Below are 14428 nucleotides of genomic sequence, written 5' to 3' on the forward strand. Positions count from 1 at the left end.
TTGACTCGAGCACTGCTCGGGTCGGCGGTGTCTGGTTCCACTCAATAGCCGAGTTTCGGCTCGAGGCTCTGTTTGGGTTCGAGGAGCGGATCGACGCTGGCGTAACACAAGCGTGAAAGTGGCGGGATGCCAATCGGGCCGGCTTCTCAGTCGTGACATCGGTTCCGGCCCGAGGCATAAGCCGGCTCACCGTGTCGGGTTCGGGAAGTGACCTGTTCGACGCATCGCAAGCGATTCAGAGCGTATGCTGAGTAAAGCGTTGTGCGGGATGGTACCCTGTGAACGCATTCTTGACTGTCGCAGTCCATATATCCTGCGGCTCGGCCAAGCATTGCGCATCACGCGCGCTTCGTCGGTTTCGTCTTTTGCTGCATGTAGGACCGCAGCACGGCGTTGATGCGCCGTTGATAGCCTTCGCCTTCGCTCTTGAAGAAGTCGAGCACGTCCACGTCGACGCGAATGGAAATAGCCTTCTTCTTTGCGACCAGCACCGCATCGGACCAATCAATATCCTTGAAGTCCTGCCAATCGGTATCGTTCTCCATAGTGGTCTCGATCTCTGCGTCGGTGAGCGCGTCGATACGAGCCCAGTCAGACTTGCCACTTCGGCGATCGCCCCATCTTCTCCTTATGGTTCTCTCTTTCTTCATTCTTCCTCGCGCGAGCTGCTGAAGTGTCCGAACCCTAGTCCTGCGCCGAGTCGAGCCCACGGACACCACCCGATCTACGATCCTCTGTCGGCGTGTTGTACATACATTCGTCAAGACCGAAGTGCGGGATTGTTAGACAGGCGAACCCGCCTGTCCTCGAGGATCAGACCGCCAGACTGTGCGTAGCCCCGCACCGAGGAAGGTGAGCGTCGAACGCCGAGGCGACGCTCCGGACGAGGAACTCGGCGCCATCGACTAGTGAAAGCCGGCCATTGTCAACCACGACGACGCCATCTGCGATAAGGCCGTCGAGTCTGGGCCGATCGACAACGGCCGACTCCGGATCCCTGCCGTGACGGCGAGACGTCTCGGACAGATCGATTGTCATGTCGCACATAATCCGCTCGATGATCTCCGCCCGGTAGCGATCATCATCAGTCAGTAAATAGCCCTTCGCCGTCGCGAGCCGATCCTCGGTGATGCGGGCGAGGTAATCCCTGGTCGAGACGGCATTCGCCACGAACCCCTGTTGCAGGCGGCCGATGGCGCTGGCACCGAGACCAATAAGGGCGTCCGCGCAATCGTCAGTGTACCCCTGGAAATTGCGCCGCAACCTGCCGTGCTTCGCGGCCACAGCGAGATTGTCGTGCGGCAGGGCGAAGTGATCGATGCCGACCCGTACGTATCCAGCGTCAACCAAAGTGTGAGCTACCATTTCCGATTGGAGATAGCGCTCGACGCTGTCGGGCAGAGTGGATTCGTCAATCTTGCGTTGATGCTTCTTGAAGGTCGGAACGTGCGCGTAACCAAAGGCCGAAAACCGGTCCGGATACAATTCGAGGCATTTGCCGACGGTATCCAGGCACGAATCGACCGTCTGCCCGGGCAGCCCATACAACAGGTCGAAATTGATCCGGCAAATGCCGGCGTGGCGTAACCGCTCGACCGAAACTGCGGTCTGTTCGAAGCTTTGCGGGCGGTTGATGGCCTGCTGGACGACCGGGTCGAAGCTCTGCACGCCAAGGCTTGCCCGGTTGACCCCGCTATAGCCCAGGGCTTCGGCCATCGGATTGCTCAACATGCGGGGATCGATCTCCACGGCGATCTCGGCATCAGGCAAAAGGGCGAACGAATAACGCAACGAGCCGACCAAATCGGCGAATGCTTCAGGTGTCAGGATCGTCGGCGTGCCACCGCCGAAGTGGATATGAGAGATTGGCTGTCGTTGGCCAACGGCTTCTGCAACGAGGTAGGCTTCAGTGCGCAATCCAGCCGTATAGATCGCGATCGGATCGTCGCGTTTCGTGACAGATGTGTGGCAGCCGCAGTACCAGCACATGCTTCGACAAAATGGCACGTGCACGTAGATCGAGGCGGAGTGCTGGCCCCCCAAAGACTTGAGCCAAGCTTTATAGTCGAGCTCGCGAACTGACGCTGAGAAATGAGGGGCCGTCGGATAGCTGGTGTAGCGCGGCAGTCGGTGCTGCCCGTAGGATTGTGCCAATTCCGGTCGCATTCGGATGCCTTTCTCGCTCTCCGGCCCGATTATCGGACGGGCGCTGAGGAAGCTTTGCGCTGTCTCAAATATCGCAGCTGCTGATGGGGGGCGGCTTGACGTAATTGGTAGGTCATGCCGGCGGCGCATACATCGTGCTTGGGGTCGCGATTAAGCGGTCACACGTCTGGAATGAGCATCCTTGGCGATGCGCCCTCCTATAGCTCGTCATGATTCAATCGCGCCAGCGTTGGACGAAACGAAAGCATCGGTCGGCGGACATGAGAGGTGCACCGTTTTGCGCGATATCAATGCGGCGTGGCCAAGCCTGTTGTGATCCTTGCCGTCGATCACGTTTGAACCAGACCCGTGGAGGTTCGGCCATGGCTCTTTCACCGGCAGTCGAAGCAAGCGATCATCGGGCGCAGAAGCATTCTGGCTGTGCGCAGCCTGATAGCCGGCGAGGCACCCTTGCGATCTTCATTTGGCGATCTTCATTCGCCTGGATGAGGATGATGTCCATCGTCCTCCTGAAATGGCAGCGATCAATTTGGGCCATCCGTCTCGGTGCCGTGTCGCGGGTTGCCGCCCATTGCGGACGAAAATACGAGTGAGCTCCGTTCGGCTTCAGCTTCTTGTTCCAATTGTAGAATATGCGCTCTCAGCGCATCGGAAGCCGCTTCAGCTGTCTCGCTGAATAGCGGATCTCCGTGATCGGTGAGGGCGCAAGCGACTTCGGCCCAATCCTGAGCCGATAAAGCCTCAAGCGCGGCGGGGAAGAAGTCTCGTTCTTCCCACATCATGTGGTGCCGCTCGCGTACTATAAAGTCGCGCACGATGTTGCCGACGTCTTGCCGAAGGACTTCACGATCTGCCAGGACACCATCAATGGCGCGAGCGAAGTGGTGCAAGCGGTCGATGACTTCCTGATGCTCATGCGCGAGATCAACGACCATTGCGGCCGCATCCGGATCGCGCCTCTTGAGCTTGGAAAAGATCAAGTCCTCTTGAGGATGATGATACACCTCAGGGTAAACCTCGAAATAGCTGATAATTGCGCGGATCACCTCATAGTCCGGACGATCTCCACGCTCAAAAATCTCCAATTCGCGTTGAAGGGCGACGAGAAGCAGATCAATGTTGCGATGCTCTCGAAGCAAGCGACCGATGATCATTGCGGTGCTCCATGGGGAAAAATCTAATTTAGCGGCGATTTGTGCCAGCGCTGCTCGGCGCACAGAAAGGAGTGCGCCGCCCTGCCCGGAGCTGGCGCAAATCACATTAGCCAAAGTTCTGCGCAAAGCGGTTGGACAATGTGTCCTTGCGGAGCTCGACTCGGCGAGTGGTCGGCAGGGCGATCGCGCCATTCTGCTCAAGCTGAGTGAAAGTGCGCGACACCGTCTCAATGGTCAAGCCAAGGTAATCTGCAACATCTTGCCGTGACATGGGCAGATCGATGGCAGCGTTCTTCGTAGTGCGGCGAGATATGTCGAGCAGGAAGGCGATGACCCGTTCTTCTGCGCTGCTGATCAGGAGCATCGAATGCGCCTGGAAACGGCGGAGCTCGAGCGCCATCGCGTCCCAGAGTTGCCTTGCCAGTTCCCTCTCGTGGCTGGCGCGAAAGATGACAGCGCTGCGCTTCACCATTAGCAGGTGTGTCTCGCAGATCGCCTCGGCCGAAGAGATATGGCTTTCTTCGGCCTCAAAGCCAAAGATGTCACCGGGCAAATAGAACGCGCCGATCTGACGACGTCCGTCTTCTAGAATCTTGTAGGTTCGCACAGCCCCCGATACCACCTGATAAAGGTATTCGGCTGCTTCGTCCTCTCCGTAAATCTCGCTATTGCGTGTGAACCGCATCGGTGTCGCAATCATACCAAGTGGTCCACGATTGTCAGATTGCCCACGCAAGACGTTGGGTGGATGGCGGCTGGTCTCAGTAAGGCTGGCGGCCTGGGCGTACATGGCGGACTCTGCTGGCGAACGTCGTTGAGACGCAGATTGGTCGCTCCTGACAAATTGTGAAATCTCGATGTTTTACCTAAGTAGAAGCCACTAGGTATTTACACGTAAGCTCTTGATGAGTTCCTCTTGAACGACGCGCGAGGCGGGTCCCCTGTCACTCGAACGTGCTCAAATCAGATTGGGCCAGCTTTGGATCGGAAGCTGTATGCTGACTTGGCCGCCCGCCACGGAAACAATCCAAAGCGCGCGGCCGCACCGGTGAAGAGCTCCAAGAGCTGTCGTTCACCGTCACTTTCAGCCCGCCGCAGGAGGTCTCCTTCGCAAATCATGCCTCTGATCCTGTTCAGCACGGGTCGGCCGCGGAGATGACGAGGCGGGATCATTAGGATCGTCGACGCTGACGACGGCCCCGGTCGTCACTTCATGTGGTCCGAGTTGGAAGCTGAATCATAGAGCTAGGCTCGCGCGACATATTGACCTGGCTCAACAGCCGGCTCGGCCGCACTCCGGCAATCTTAGAAACCGGAGGAGAATCGTGATCCAGCCTGATGTTGAGCTCGGGCATCGTCGGATGCCGGTGACGCCGATCGCGACACCATTTTGATGGCATCCTGGCGGATCTGGCGACATGCTGCCCCTACGGTCTTACCCTCAGTGTGACATCAGGACCGGGATGTTGATCCCGCGAAGCATATGCCCCGCGGTGCCGAACAGCCTCTCCTGCAGCCGAAAGCGACCGTATCCTCCCATCACCAGCAGGTCGAGGCTCTCGTCGGCCGCAAGCGACAGGAGGGGGCGCCGCGCTGCCCGCGTTGTCGGAAGTGACACGACCTTCGCAGGAAGTCCTGATTTTGCAAGATACTCTCCCAGATGCGCGGTGGAACTCTCTGCCGGGACTTTGTCCGGAGCGGTGGTCGCGATGATGGTGAGGGCATCGGCTTTACACAAAAGTGGCATCGCATCGTGCAACGCGCGGGCCGCACGGCGGCTGCCGTCCCAGCAAACCCCCACCCGTCTGATCGAAAAAGCGCCGTGGAAGATATGTGGCAGGTACAGAACAGGTCGACCAGCCTGGGAAAGGATCTCCCTGGGGATCATATTATCGTAACTATCGTGGCCGCTCTGAGGCTGTGTGACGATGGTCATGTCGTGGACTCGCGCGCTCGCGCAGATGATGCGGCGCGCGTCTGCTGGAATCGCGCTCAGCGCACGACTCGTATAGGAAATGCCGGCATTCCGCGCCTGCAGATCGAAGATATGAAGCGCTGCTTCGGCTCGCTCTAATGCAAGCGCCTGCTCGACGTCGAAGACCGAAGTGGCGGCCGTTACGCCGATCGCAAGAAGCGGAATAATGGTTCTCTCGTAACCGATGGCTACAACGTCAAGGTGCGCGCCGGTGCTCAGTGCGAAGGAAATCGACCCGTTGATTGCAGCCCGCGCCGGGAGCTCCGTCGGAAGGTGAACCAGTATATTCCCGAGCATTGTCGTTCTCCGAAGTCAAAGACCCCCTGCCTCGGAGCACAATCCGGGCCCGCATTTGATCCGCTTCATATGCGCCGCTGAACGTTCCTGACCACGATCAAACTGGCAAGAAGCGGATCTCACGATAGTCCACGGCCAGGAATAGTCCTCGCCTGTGTTGCAAAATTTGCGCCCTGCAAAGAATCCGCAGGCGATTTGAGGCTCCACCGCATCGGGAACATGACCTGCTCGGCGCGATCTGCTTACCAGCTCGATGCGTGAATAGGGCATTCCGTCGCTTGCGATGTTGCTAGAGCCCGGCGGCGATGGCTATTCGCATCAACTCGGACATGCTGCGAACATTGGTCTTTGCCATGACGTTCGCCCGGTAAACCTCGACCGTTCTCGGGCTGATACCAAGATCATGGGCGATCACCTTGTTGATCTTGCCGACCAGTAGTCCCTGCAGGACATCACGCTCGCGCGATGAGAGGTCTGCCAGGCGGGCTTCGGCCTGCAGTTTCGTCGTATCGTCAGCTGGCTTGGTTGGCCTTGCTTCCAAGACGCTATTGATCGCACGCAATAGCACCTCGTCTTCGAAGGGCTTCTCGATGAAGTCGACCGCACCCGCTTTCATCGCTTCGACTGCCAGCGTTACGTCGCCATGACCAGTTATCAGGATGACGGGACAGTCGACACGATCGGCCTTCAGTTTGCGGACCAATTCCAGGCCGCTCATGCCCGGCATGCGGATGTCCGACACAATGCAGTCAACCGGACCGCTCGCGGCGTCACCGAGAAAGCCGCTCGCCGTCTCATAGGTTGCCACGCAGAAGCCTCTAACATCAAGCAGAAACGCGAGCGAGTCCCGCATCGCGGCGTCATCGTCGATCACAAGAATGCGCCGCATGGTCATGCTTCTTCATCAGCCTCCGCAAATGGCAGGGTAAACTGAAAGACCGTGCCGCCGCCCGGATTGGCTTCCACAACGATGTGGCCGCCATGGGACTCGACGATCGTCCGGCAGATTGATAGTCCCACACCCATGCCATGCTCTTTGGTCGTGACAAAGGGCTGGAACAGGCGGTCGGCGACATCAGGGCTGATGCCAGAGCCGGTATCGGCGACGGTAAACCTGGCGAGGCCGTCGACTTTGGTAACTCCGACGGTCAATTCGCGACGCGGGCTCGATACCATCGCCTCGATCGCGTTTCGTATCAGGTTCAGCGCGACCTGCTGGATCTGGATCTTGTCCACGATCATCGATGGCAGATCGCGATCGCTGCGGATCGTCACCCGCACGCCTTGCTCCTTGGCGCCCAGCAAGGCCAGAGCGACCGCCTCTTCAAGCAGGGTGAGCGGATTCTCCATTGTGTGCTCCGTCTCGCCTTTGGCAACGAATTCCCGCAGGCGCTTGATGATATCGCCGGCACGCAGAGCTTGCTGGGCAGCATGTTCGATGGCATCACCAATACGGTTGGCGTCCGGCTTGTCTGACGCCAGCAGCGTCGCGGCGCCGCGCATGTAGTTTGTGATTGCGGAGAGCGGTTGGTTGATCTCGTGGGCAATAGACGAGGCCATCTCACCCATGGCGGTCAACCGCGAGACGTGCACGAGCTCAGACTGTAGTTCCTGCAATCGGCGTTCTTGCGCTCGTCGTTCGGTGAGGTCTCGGATGAAACCGGTAAAGAATCGTTCACCGCGCACTTTGGCCTCACCGACGGCAAGCTCCATTGGAAAGGTCGAGCCGTCGCTTCGCTCGCCGATCACGATACGGCCGAGGCCGATAATGCGCCGCTCTCCGGTAGTCAAATAGCGTTCAATGTAGCGGTCATGCTCGGCGCGGTAGGGTTGCGGCATCAACCTGGATACATTCGCTCCGACCACTTCGTCCGGAGACAAACCGAATAAACGCACCGCCGCGGCGCTGAATGAGCGAATGATTCCCTTCTCGTCAATCACGATCATGGCTTCCGGCACGGTGTCCAGGATCGACTGCAGATGGGCTTGCCGGTAGCGCGCCTGCTCTGATTCTCGCCGCAGCCGATCGCCCATGAAGCCGAGCAGGAGGCCAAGTACCGCGAGTCCGGCTATATCGACAATGCTTGCAAAATCGGAGATGAGGTTGTTTCCAAGACATGCCGCGCTGATGGTGAGGCAGAGCAGCGTAGCGAAGATGGCCGGTCCGCGGCCACCAGCGAAAGCGGCAAAAACGATGACTGGAAGGTAGATGATCGTGAACGTGCGGTCCTGAAGATACGGATCCAGCGCCGCACGAAGCACGAGCGCCAGCGCGGCGCCCGCCGCGGCTGTGCCATAGCGGTACCAGATGTGGTCGGACATGTTTCCCGGCAAACCCTCTCATTCGATCGACTGTACATAGTTTGTTTATGTGAGGCGACCGGATGCAGCCGCGTTTCGTTACGCTATCTATTGTGTGCAGCGCGGCCGCCGCTATCTCGGCCAGATGCGCCAGTGCGTGGGCTGCACAGCGACGTGCTCTCCGGTCATGGCCTTGATCCAGCCGCCGAAGATCCGGCGGCAAGGAAAGACCAACCGATGAATGGTATTACCCTCGATCACCGCGATCTCCAGCTCCCGATCAAAGGGCGCCGTTTCAATGCGCTCCCACGTCAAGTTGCCAATAGATCCTGGACGGTGTTCATCGCCGCTGACTGACAAAATCAGGCAACTTTCCGAATGCTACGGGCGAGATCGCTCGGCCACTGCGCCAACAGCCTCAGCCTGATCTCGCGCAAGCGGCGTATGGTCTCGATCACGCCAGTTGCGGTCCGGATGCTTTGGGGCGTAGCGCCGCCGATCCTGTCGTGCTGGGACGTGATCCGATCGCCGATCGAAGTATTAGGGCTGCGAAGCAGTTCCGTAGATCCGGTCGAGTCGAACCGGACCAGTTCAAGCCAGCGCCGGTTGGTATTGATTACTGTTGTACAGCAGCTGGAGTGGACTGCCGTTCCCGCAAGCGTGCCCGCGGCGGGACAATTGTCGCCGTGGTCTGTCATGTCGAACATCCTTTGTCGGTCGGAAGTCTCCCCGTCCCACGAAGTCAGCGTGGGGCGTGGAGTCTTGATGCCCTCCAGCGCGCTCTTGCGAGTCTGGCGGCGTGTCCGTGCGGGAACGGTATGACGCCGGAATTCGCTTGATGGCATTCAGATGGGCCAGCTGCGCTCGGCCCGAGCACCGCGCCGATCCGCGGGCCGATGAAGTGGCCAGCATCACAGGCGGCGCAGGTTTCCGGGTGTAGCCGGCTCGGGTGCGTCCGGCAGCAGTCCTTGAGCCCACTCGCCGGTACTTGGATACGAAAAGATGATCGGGCGCCAAGGCTTTCTATCTGCCAGGTGTCTGAGCTTGACTGGAAGGTCGTTTCTATCCGCAAGCCGCCACTGCTGTATTGATGCAGGTCAAAAAGAAGCTGATGCGCGTTTAGAAACGGGGCGAGGGCGAGCGGCCACGGTCAGTGCGTTGCCGGTCGCACGCGAGTCATTCGACGGAGCCGCGCATCGATCGACACAATCGCCAGCGTGTAGCGAGTTTGATGGAAATCAAAATGCAGGACGCGCAATGTGCAAATGTTGAGGCGCAGCGCACGGGCATTGCACCATGACAACGCGCGTCATTGAGCTGCGAGAGTCGCGAAGGAGATAGTAAGTTGATTGCTCGCCTTACATTGTCGTTGGTCTTGCCCGCGCTGATCGCAGCGATCGGCTACGGCGCCGAAGTCTTCAACCTTGGGCTTATCGAAACCTTGGCTGCGACTAGCCTGATGATCGGCTTTGCCGTTGCGGCGGCAGGGTGGACTATCACGAGCGAGACGAGGCCGGTTCGCCTCATTTGCTCACGTGCGGGCAGTTCTCGCCGCCGGTAGTCCTCGGCCGCCGGCGCTGGTCAGAAATGCCATTGCCCGCTGCCCAGCAATCAGCCAGAGCTGTCAGGAACGCTTTGTGACACTGCTAAGCACCGGTGTCACAAGCTTCCACATTGCCGGCGGTTGAAGTTGGAATTGATCGATGATCGCCAACGCAGGCGTAACGGTTCATTCTGCTCACAATCGTCTCTTGAGAAGTGTCTGGATCAGCGTCTCAACTCTGCCGGCCCAAAGCGTGAGAAGACGAGAAGCTACTGTTCCTGAGCCACTCAACCAATGTGATCCGCCAAACCTGGACGCTTGGTGATTTGCAGCTTCTTCGGGACGAAAGAGCACTCGCATCACTCTCGACCTTATCTCGATGCAGCGAGAATCTTTTTGGGGGCTGCTTGAGACAAATCAAACACTCGCCCGGCGCGGCTGGCAGAATGCAAGATAAGCAAACGCACGGGAATAGGATATCATGCCTTCATTTAACGTTCGGTTCATCAAGACCGTTTGTGACGATACCGGTCACGAGCATCGTGCCTGTCAGGCGGCGTTCCAGGTGCATGCAGCCTCGTTGAGTGCTGCTGCACAGCAGGCAGAAACCGATTTCTGCAAGCAAAAAGGTGTTCGTGATTGGACCATCTTCGCCGATGCGATGGAGCTTCGAACCCCGCCTGCATTGCCTCCGGCATGGGGTGGTTGAGCTCGGCTAGGGAAGTCCTCGAATTCTGATCGTAGAGACAATCCGCGAATTCAGGCACGAGACTTACAAAACGTCTTCCCGAGCGTCGATCGAGAGAACAGCTCGCGATGCTTCCGCCAATTGAGCAGGCGGCCCTCTTGTCCGCGACACCCTAGGAGACCTCGCCCGACATTTGCCGGCCTGCGGTTCTGTGGGCTCGCAGCGCATCGTCGTCCGGCAGGAGCGATCCGGATCGACGATTTTGTCGCATAGACGGGCCTTATTTGATGCATGTCAAAAACAAGTCTGCCGCCGGCAGCTATGGCTGCTTTGAGGGGTATGACACATGGTTAGCCAATCTGGATATGTCGCTCGCCCTTGGGGGTTCAAGAATCTGCTCACCCGGTTACGAGCCAACCTGTCCCGGACAGCCGAGTTGGCCTATTTGAGCGCGCAGGACATCGACGCGATCGCACGTGAACTTAATCTGTCCACGTCCGACTTTCGAAAGATGGCGCAAAGTCCGGGCTATCCTGAACTCTTAAGCAAGCGCCTCACACTTGCCGGCTTTTCCGAGAATGCGCTAGCCTCCCGCCATGGAGACGTGTTGCGCGATTTGCAGCGGGTATGCGGCCTTTGTCAGACCAAGATCCGCTGCGCCGCCGACCTCGAGCGGTATAAGTCTGTAAATCCCCTCAAAGGCTGCCCCAACGAACATACTCTGCGCGCGCTCGCGCGTGAGATCGGCAGCGCTCCGCGCTGTTTTGACGATTGATCGCGCTCGATCGCCCCGTCCCCGGAAAATGTAATCTCCTGGCAAGCCCGCTTTCAAAGAAGGCCAAGACATGACAAGCCCATCCCTCGCATCGAAATCCATGACCATGGGTGAAGCAGGCCTGTTCTCGGTATTCGCTGTTTCTGCCTACGTTTGCTTTTTCGCGGGGGCGATGGGGCGCGATCCTGCGTTTACCTTCCACGCATTGATCTCGTCCGCCGCAAGTCTGGCGGCCGCAGCCGTCATCCTCAATCGGTACTATGAACGCCCGGCGCATTTGCCACCGGCGCAGATCAAAGGCCGGCCGAATTACAATCTCGCTCCGATCAAATTCGCCTCAGTGATGGCGATGTTCTGGGGTATCGCAGGCTTCTCGGTCGGCGTTTTTATCGCCTCGCAACTTGCCTGGCCCGCACTGAATTTCGATCTACCTTGGACAAGCTTCGGCCGACTCCGCCCGCTGCATACGTCGGCCGTGATCTTTGCGTTCGGCGGAAACGTGCTCATCGCAACCTCCTTCTACGTCGTGCAGAAGACCTGCCGCACGCGCCTCGCCGGCGATCTCGCGCCGTGGTTCGTGGTAGTTGGCTATAATTTTTTCATCCTGATCGCGGGCACCGGCTATCTGTTCGGTGCCACCCAGTCAAAGGAATACGCCGAGCCCGAATGGTACGCCGATCTCTGGCTCACCATCGTCTGGGTCACTTATCTCATCGTCTTCCTGGCGACATTGGTGAAAAGGAAAGAGCCGCACATTTTCGTCGCCAACTGGTTCTATCTCGCTTTTATCGTCACCATTGCGGTGCTCCACCTCGGCAACAATCCCGCATTACCGGTCTCCGTGTTCGGTTCGAAATCCTACATCGCCTGGGGCGGTGTGCAGGACGCCATGTTTCAGTGGTGGTACGGCCACAACGCGGTCGGTTTCTTCCTGACCGCCGGCTTTCTGGCCATCATGTACTACTTCATTCCGAAGAGAGCCGAGCGCCCGGTCTATTCCTACCGCCTCTCGATCATCCACTTCTGGGCGCTGATCTTCCTCTACATCTGGGCCGGCCCTCACCATCTACATTACACCGCGCTGCCGGATTGGACGCAGACCCTGGGCATGACGTTCTCGATCATGCTGTGGATGCCCTCATGGGGCGGCATGATCAACGGCCTGATGACACTCTCTGGTGCCTGGGACAAGCTGCGCACGGACCCTGTGCTCCGCATGCTCGTGGTCTCGGTTGCCTTCTATGGCATGTCGACGTTTGAGGGCCCCACCATGGCAATCAAGGTGGTCAACTCGCTCAGCCATTACACCGACTGGACCGTCGGCCACGTGCATTCCGGCGCGCTGGGTTGGGTCGGCTTTGTATCGTTCGGTGCGCTCTATTGCCTGATTCCCTGGCTTTGGAATCGCGAGCTGTACAGCCTCAAGCTCGTCAACTGGCACTTCTGGATCGCCTCGATCGGGATCGTGCTCTACATCTCGGCGATGTGGGTGTCTGGTGTCCTGCAGGGCCTGATGTGGCGCGCCTATACCTCGCTAGGTTTCCTCGAATACTCGTTCATCGAGTCGGTCGAGGCTATGCATCCCTTCTACATCATCCGCGCCGCGGGGGGCGCAATGTTCCTGATTGGTGCGCTGATCATGGCCGCCAATCTCTGGATGACCGTGAACGCAAAGCAAACCGATCAAATCCAGGACACTGGAGCGCTCCAAGTCGCGGAATAGGTCATCGCATGTCTCTTTGGAACCGACACAAGATCTTTGAGAAGAACTCGATCATCCTGATCGCAGGCATCCTTGCCGTGATCGCGATCGGTGGGCTGGTCGAGATCACGCCGCTGTTCTACCTCAAAAGTACGATCGAGGCCGTGGATGGCGTACGACCATATACCCCGCTTGAGCTCGCCGGCCGCAACATCTACGTACGCGAAGGCTGCTACCTGTGTCACTCGCAGATGATCCGGCCACTGCGTGACGAGGTCGAGCGCTACGGACATTACTCGCTGGCCGCCGAGAGCATGTATGATCACCCGTTTCAATGGGGCTCGAAGCGCACCGGCCCGGACCTCGCACGCGTCGGCGCGAAATATTCCGATGAATGGCACGTCACGCATCTGACTAATCCGCGGGCCATCGTGCCGCGGTCGGTGATGCCCGGATACCCGACGCTGGCGCACACCGAGCTCGACCTGACGGACATGGCCGCACATCTGCGGACCAACCGGGCGGTCGGTGTCCCCTATACCGAAGATCAAATCAAGAACGCCGTCACTGACTTGAAGACCCAGCTCGATCCTGACAGCGCAGACCTCGCCTCGTTCCAGAAACGCTATCCGAAGGCAGCTGTGCGCAATTTCGACGGAAGCGTTGGCAATCCGACCGAACTCGATGCGCTCATCGCCTATCTGCAGATGCTCGGTACGCTGATCGATTTCAAGCTCTACGACGAAAAAGCCAATCTGCGCTGAAGGATCTTGTGATGAAAGCCGTCATTTCCATCGAGAACCTGGCGTCAAGCTTCGTCGTGACCCTCTGGACGCCGTTGTTCGTCGGCATCTTCATGGCCGTTGTTGTTTATGCGCTGTGGCCCGGCAACAAGCGGCGTTTTGATTCTGCGGCGCGCATGCCGCTGTGCCGGGATTGACAGACCATGACTGACCGCAACGACTTCGATCGGATCTCCGGCCGCTCCACGACGGGACACGAATGGGATGGCATAAAGGAGCTCAACACGCCGCTGCCGCGCTGGTGGATCTCGACCTTCTACGCCACCATCCTTTGGGCGATCGCCTATTGGGTCGTCTATCCGGCCTGGCCGCTCCTCTCAAGCTACACGACCGGCGTATTTCATTATTCGACCCGCGCGAGTGTCGTCAGCGATCTTGCCGGGCTCGAGCAACTGCGGGGCGAGAAAATGGCGGTTCTCGGCAAAGCGTCTCTGACGGAGATCGAGACGGATCCGGCTCTGCTGGCGCTGGCCCGTGCCCGGGGCAAGACGGTGTTCGCAGACAATTGCGCGCCATGCCATGGCAGCGGCGGCGCAGGTGCCAAGGGTTATCCCAATCTCAACGACGATGACTGGCTGTGGGGCGGATCGCTCGATCAGATCCAGCAGACCATCCAGTTCGGCGCACGGTCCGGGCATGCCCAGGCCCATGAGGGGCAAATGCTGGCCTTCGGCCGCGACGGCATCCTCAGGAAAGATGAGATCGCCACAGTAGCGAATTACGTGCGATCGCTGTCCGGCCTGTCAACAGTCGCCAATTTCGATGCCGCGGCCGGCACAAGGATCTTTGCTGAGAATTGTGCAGCCTGCCATGGCGAGAACGCCAAAGGTAACCAGGAGCTCGGCGCGCCGAATCTGACGGACCACATTTGGTTGTACGGCTCGAACGAGGAGACTCTGATCGAGACGATCAGCTATGGCCGCGCGGGCATCATGCCGGCCTGGAGCGGGCGGTTCGATCCCATCACGATCAAGGCACTTGCGGTCTATGTGCACTCGCTCGGTGGTGGACAGTAGGTGAGATG

General features: G+C 58.8%; 14 protein-coding genes. 6 read left to right on the forward strand and 8 right to left on the reverse strand.

What is annotated here, in order from left to right:
• Window positions 1-338: 338 nt before the first annotated feature.
• The 8 genes from ACVI1L_RS25250 to ACVI1L_RS25285 all read right to left on the reverse strand — a co-directional run bounded on the left by ACVI1L_RS25250 (window position 339) and on the right by ACVI1L_RS25285 (window position 8208).
• On the reverse strand, window positions 339-650 hold the full coding sequence (locus ACVI1L_RS25250; protein ID WP_456784131.1) for a BrnA antitoxin family protein: 312 nt from the start codon (window positions 648-650) through the stop codon (window positions 339-341).
• Between the two features lie 163 nt (window positions 651-813).
• Window positions 814-2166: an oxygen-independent coproporphyrinogen III oxidase gene (gene hemN / locus ACVI1L_RS25255; protein WP_456784132.1), complete on the reverse strand. Its 1353-nt coding sequence runs from the start codon at window positions 2164-2166 to the stop codon at window positions 814-816.
• 524 nt (window positions 2167-2690) lie between these two features.
• The gene (locus ACVI1L_RS25260) at window positions 2691-3320 is read right to left on the reverse strand and encodes a hemerythrin domain-containing protein (RefSeq protein WP_456784133.1); all 630 of its coding nucleotides are present in this window, start codon (window positions 3318-3320) and stop codon (window positions 2691-2693) included.
• A 106-nt stretch (window positions 3321-3426) separates the two neighbouring features.
• Window positions 3427-4110, reverse strand: a complete 684-nt coding sequence (locus ACVI1L_RS25265) for a helix-turn-helix domain-containing protein (RefSeq protein WP_253640552.1) — start codon at window positions 4108-4110, stop codon at window positions 3427-3429.
• Window positions 4111-4761: 651 nt separating this feature from the next.
• Window positions 4762-5592 carry a universal stress protein gene (locus ACVI1L_RS25270; RefSeq protein WP_253640551.1) on the reverse strand — a complete coding sequence of 277 codons (831 nt, stop codon included), beginning with the start codon at window positions 5590-5592 and terminating at the stop codon, window positions 4762-4764.
• A gap of 289 nt (window positions 5593-5881) precedes the next feature.
• A complete protein-coding gene (gene fixJ / locus ACVI1L_RS25275) occupies window positions 5882-6487 on the reverse strand; it encodes a response regulator FixJ (protein ID WP_456784134.1) in 606 nt (201 codons plus the stop codon).
• On the reverse strand, window positions 6484-7914 hold the full coding sequence (locus ACVI1L_RS25280; RefSeq protein WP_456784135.1) for a sensor histidine kinase: 1431 nt from the start codon (window positions 7912-7914) through the stop codon (window positions 6484-6486). Before ACVI1L_RS25280 ends, fixJ begins: the two co-directional genes overlap by 4 nt.
• Window positions 7915-8025: 111 nt before the next feature.
• Entirely contained in the window at window positions 8026-8208 is a 183-nt protein-coding gene (locus ACVI1L_RS25285) for a hypothetical protein (protein ID WP_050421514.1), read from the reverse strand.
• A 1709-nt stretch (window positions 8209-9917) separates the two neighbouring features.
• On the opposite strand from ACVI1L_RS25285, the gene ACVI1L_RS25290 reads away from it, so the two are divergent.
• The 6 genes from ACVI1L_RS25290 to ccoP all read left to right on the forward strand — a co-directional run bounded on the left by ACVI1L_RS25290 (window position 9918) and on the right by ccoP (window position 14420).
• Entirely contained in the window at window positions 9918-10145 is a 228-nt protein-coding gene (locus ACVI1L_RS25290) for a hypothetical protein (RefSeq protein WP_253640547.1), read from the forward strand.
• A gap of 415 nt (window positions 10146-10560) precedes the next feature.
• Window positions 10561-10899, forward strand: coding sequence for a hypothetical protein (locus ACVI1L_RS25295; RefSeq protein WP_456784136.1), 339 nt, complete (start codon window positions 10561-10563; stop codon window positions 10897-10899).
• A gap of 70 nt (window positions 10900-10969) precedes the next feature.
• Window positions 10970-12622 (forward strand): cytochrome-c oxidase, cbb3-type subunit I, encoded by a 1653-nt coding sequence (gene ccoN / locus ACVI1L_RS25300; RefSeq protein WP_456784137.1) that lies wholly within the window; start codon window positions 10970-10972, stop codon window positions 12620-12622.
• 8 nt (window positions 12623-12630) lie between these two features.
• Entirely contained in the window at window positions 12631-13365 is a 735-nt protein-coding gene (gene ccoO, locus ACVI1L_RS25305) for a cytochrome-c oxidase, cbb3-type subunit II (protein ID WP_253640544.1), read from the forward strand.
• Window positions 13366-13376: 11 nt separating this feature from the next.
• Complete coding sequence (locus ACVI1L_RS25310; RefSeq protein WP_253640543.1) at window positions 13377-13541, forward strand: cbb3-type cytochrome c oxidase subunit 3; 165 nt, start codon at window positions 13377-13379, stop codon at window positions 13539-13541.
• A gap of 6 nt (window positions 13542-13547) precedes the next feature.
• Complete coding sequence (gene ccoP, locus ACVI1L_RS25315) at window positions 13548-14420, forward strand: cytochrome-c oxidase, cbb3-type subunit III (RefSeq protein WP_456784138.1); 873 nt, start codon at window positions 13548-13550, stop codon at window positions 14418-14420.
• The last annotated feature ends 8 nt before the right edge of the window (window positions 14421-14428 follow it).

The organism is Bradyrhizobium sp. USDA 4516, from assembly GCF_054055915.1.

Coding starts and splice junctions, on each gene's coding strand:
- ACVI1L_RS25250 (WP_456784131.1), bottom strand. CDS start 650: ATGAAGAAAGAGAGAACCATAAGGAGAAGATGGGGCGATCGCCGAAGT.
- hemN (WP_456784132.1), bottom strand. CDS start 2,166: ATGCGACCGGAATTGGCACAATCCTACGGGCAGCACCGACTGCCGCGC.
- ACVI1L_RS25260 (WP_456784133.1), bottom strand. CDS start 3,320: ATGATCATCGGTCGCTTGCTTCGAGAGCATCGCAACATTGATCTGCTT.
- ACVI1L_RS25265 (WP_253640552.1), bottom strand. CDS start 4,110: ATGTACGCCCAGGCCGCCAGCCTTACTGAGACCAGCCGCCATCCACCC.
- ACVI1L_RS25270 (WP_253640551.1), bottom strand. CDS start 5,592: ATGCTCGGGAATATACTGGTTCACCTTCCGACGGAGCTCCCGGCGCGG.
- fixJ (WP_456784134.1), bottom strand. CDS start 6,487: ATGACCATGCGGCGCATTCTTGTGATCGACGATGACGCCGCGATGCGG.
- ACVI1L_RS25280 (WP_456784135.1), bottom strand. CDS start 7,914: ATGTCCGACCACATCTGGTACCGCTATGGCACAGCCGCGGCGGGCGCC.
- ACVI1L_RS25290 (WP_253640547.1), top strand. CDS start 9,918: ATGCCTTCATTTAACGTTCGGTTCATCAAGACCGTTTGTGACGATACC.
- ccoN (WP_456784137.1), top strand. CDS start 10,970: ATGACAAGCCCATCCCTCGCATCGAAATCCATGACCATGGGTGAAGCA.
- ccoO (WP_253640544.1), top strand. CDS start 12,631: ATGTCTCTTTGGAACCGACACAAGATCTTTGAGAAGAACTCGATCATC.
- ACVI1L_RS25310 (WP_253640543.1), top strand. CDS start 13,377: ATGAAAGCCGTCATTTCCATCGAGAACCTGGCGTCAAGCTTCGTCGTG.
- ccoP (WP_456784138.1), top strand. CDS start 13,548: ATGACTGACCGCAACGACTTCGATCGGATCTCCGGCCGCTCCACGACG.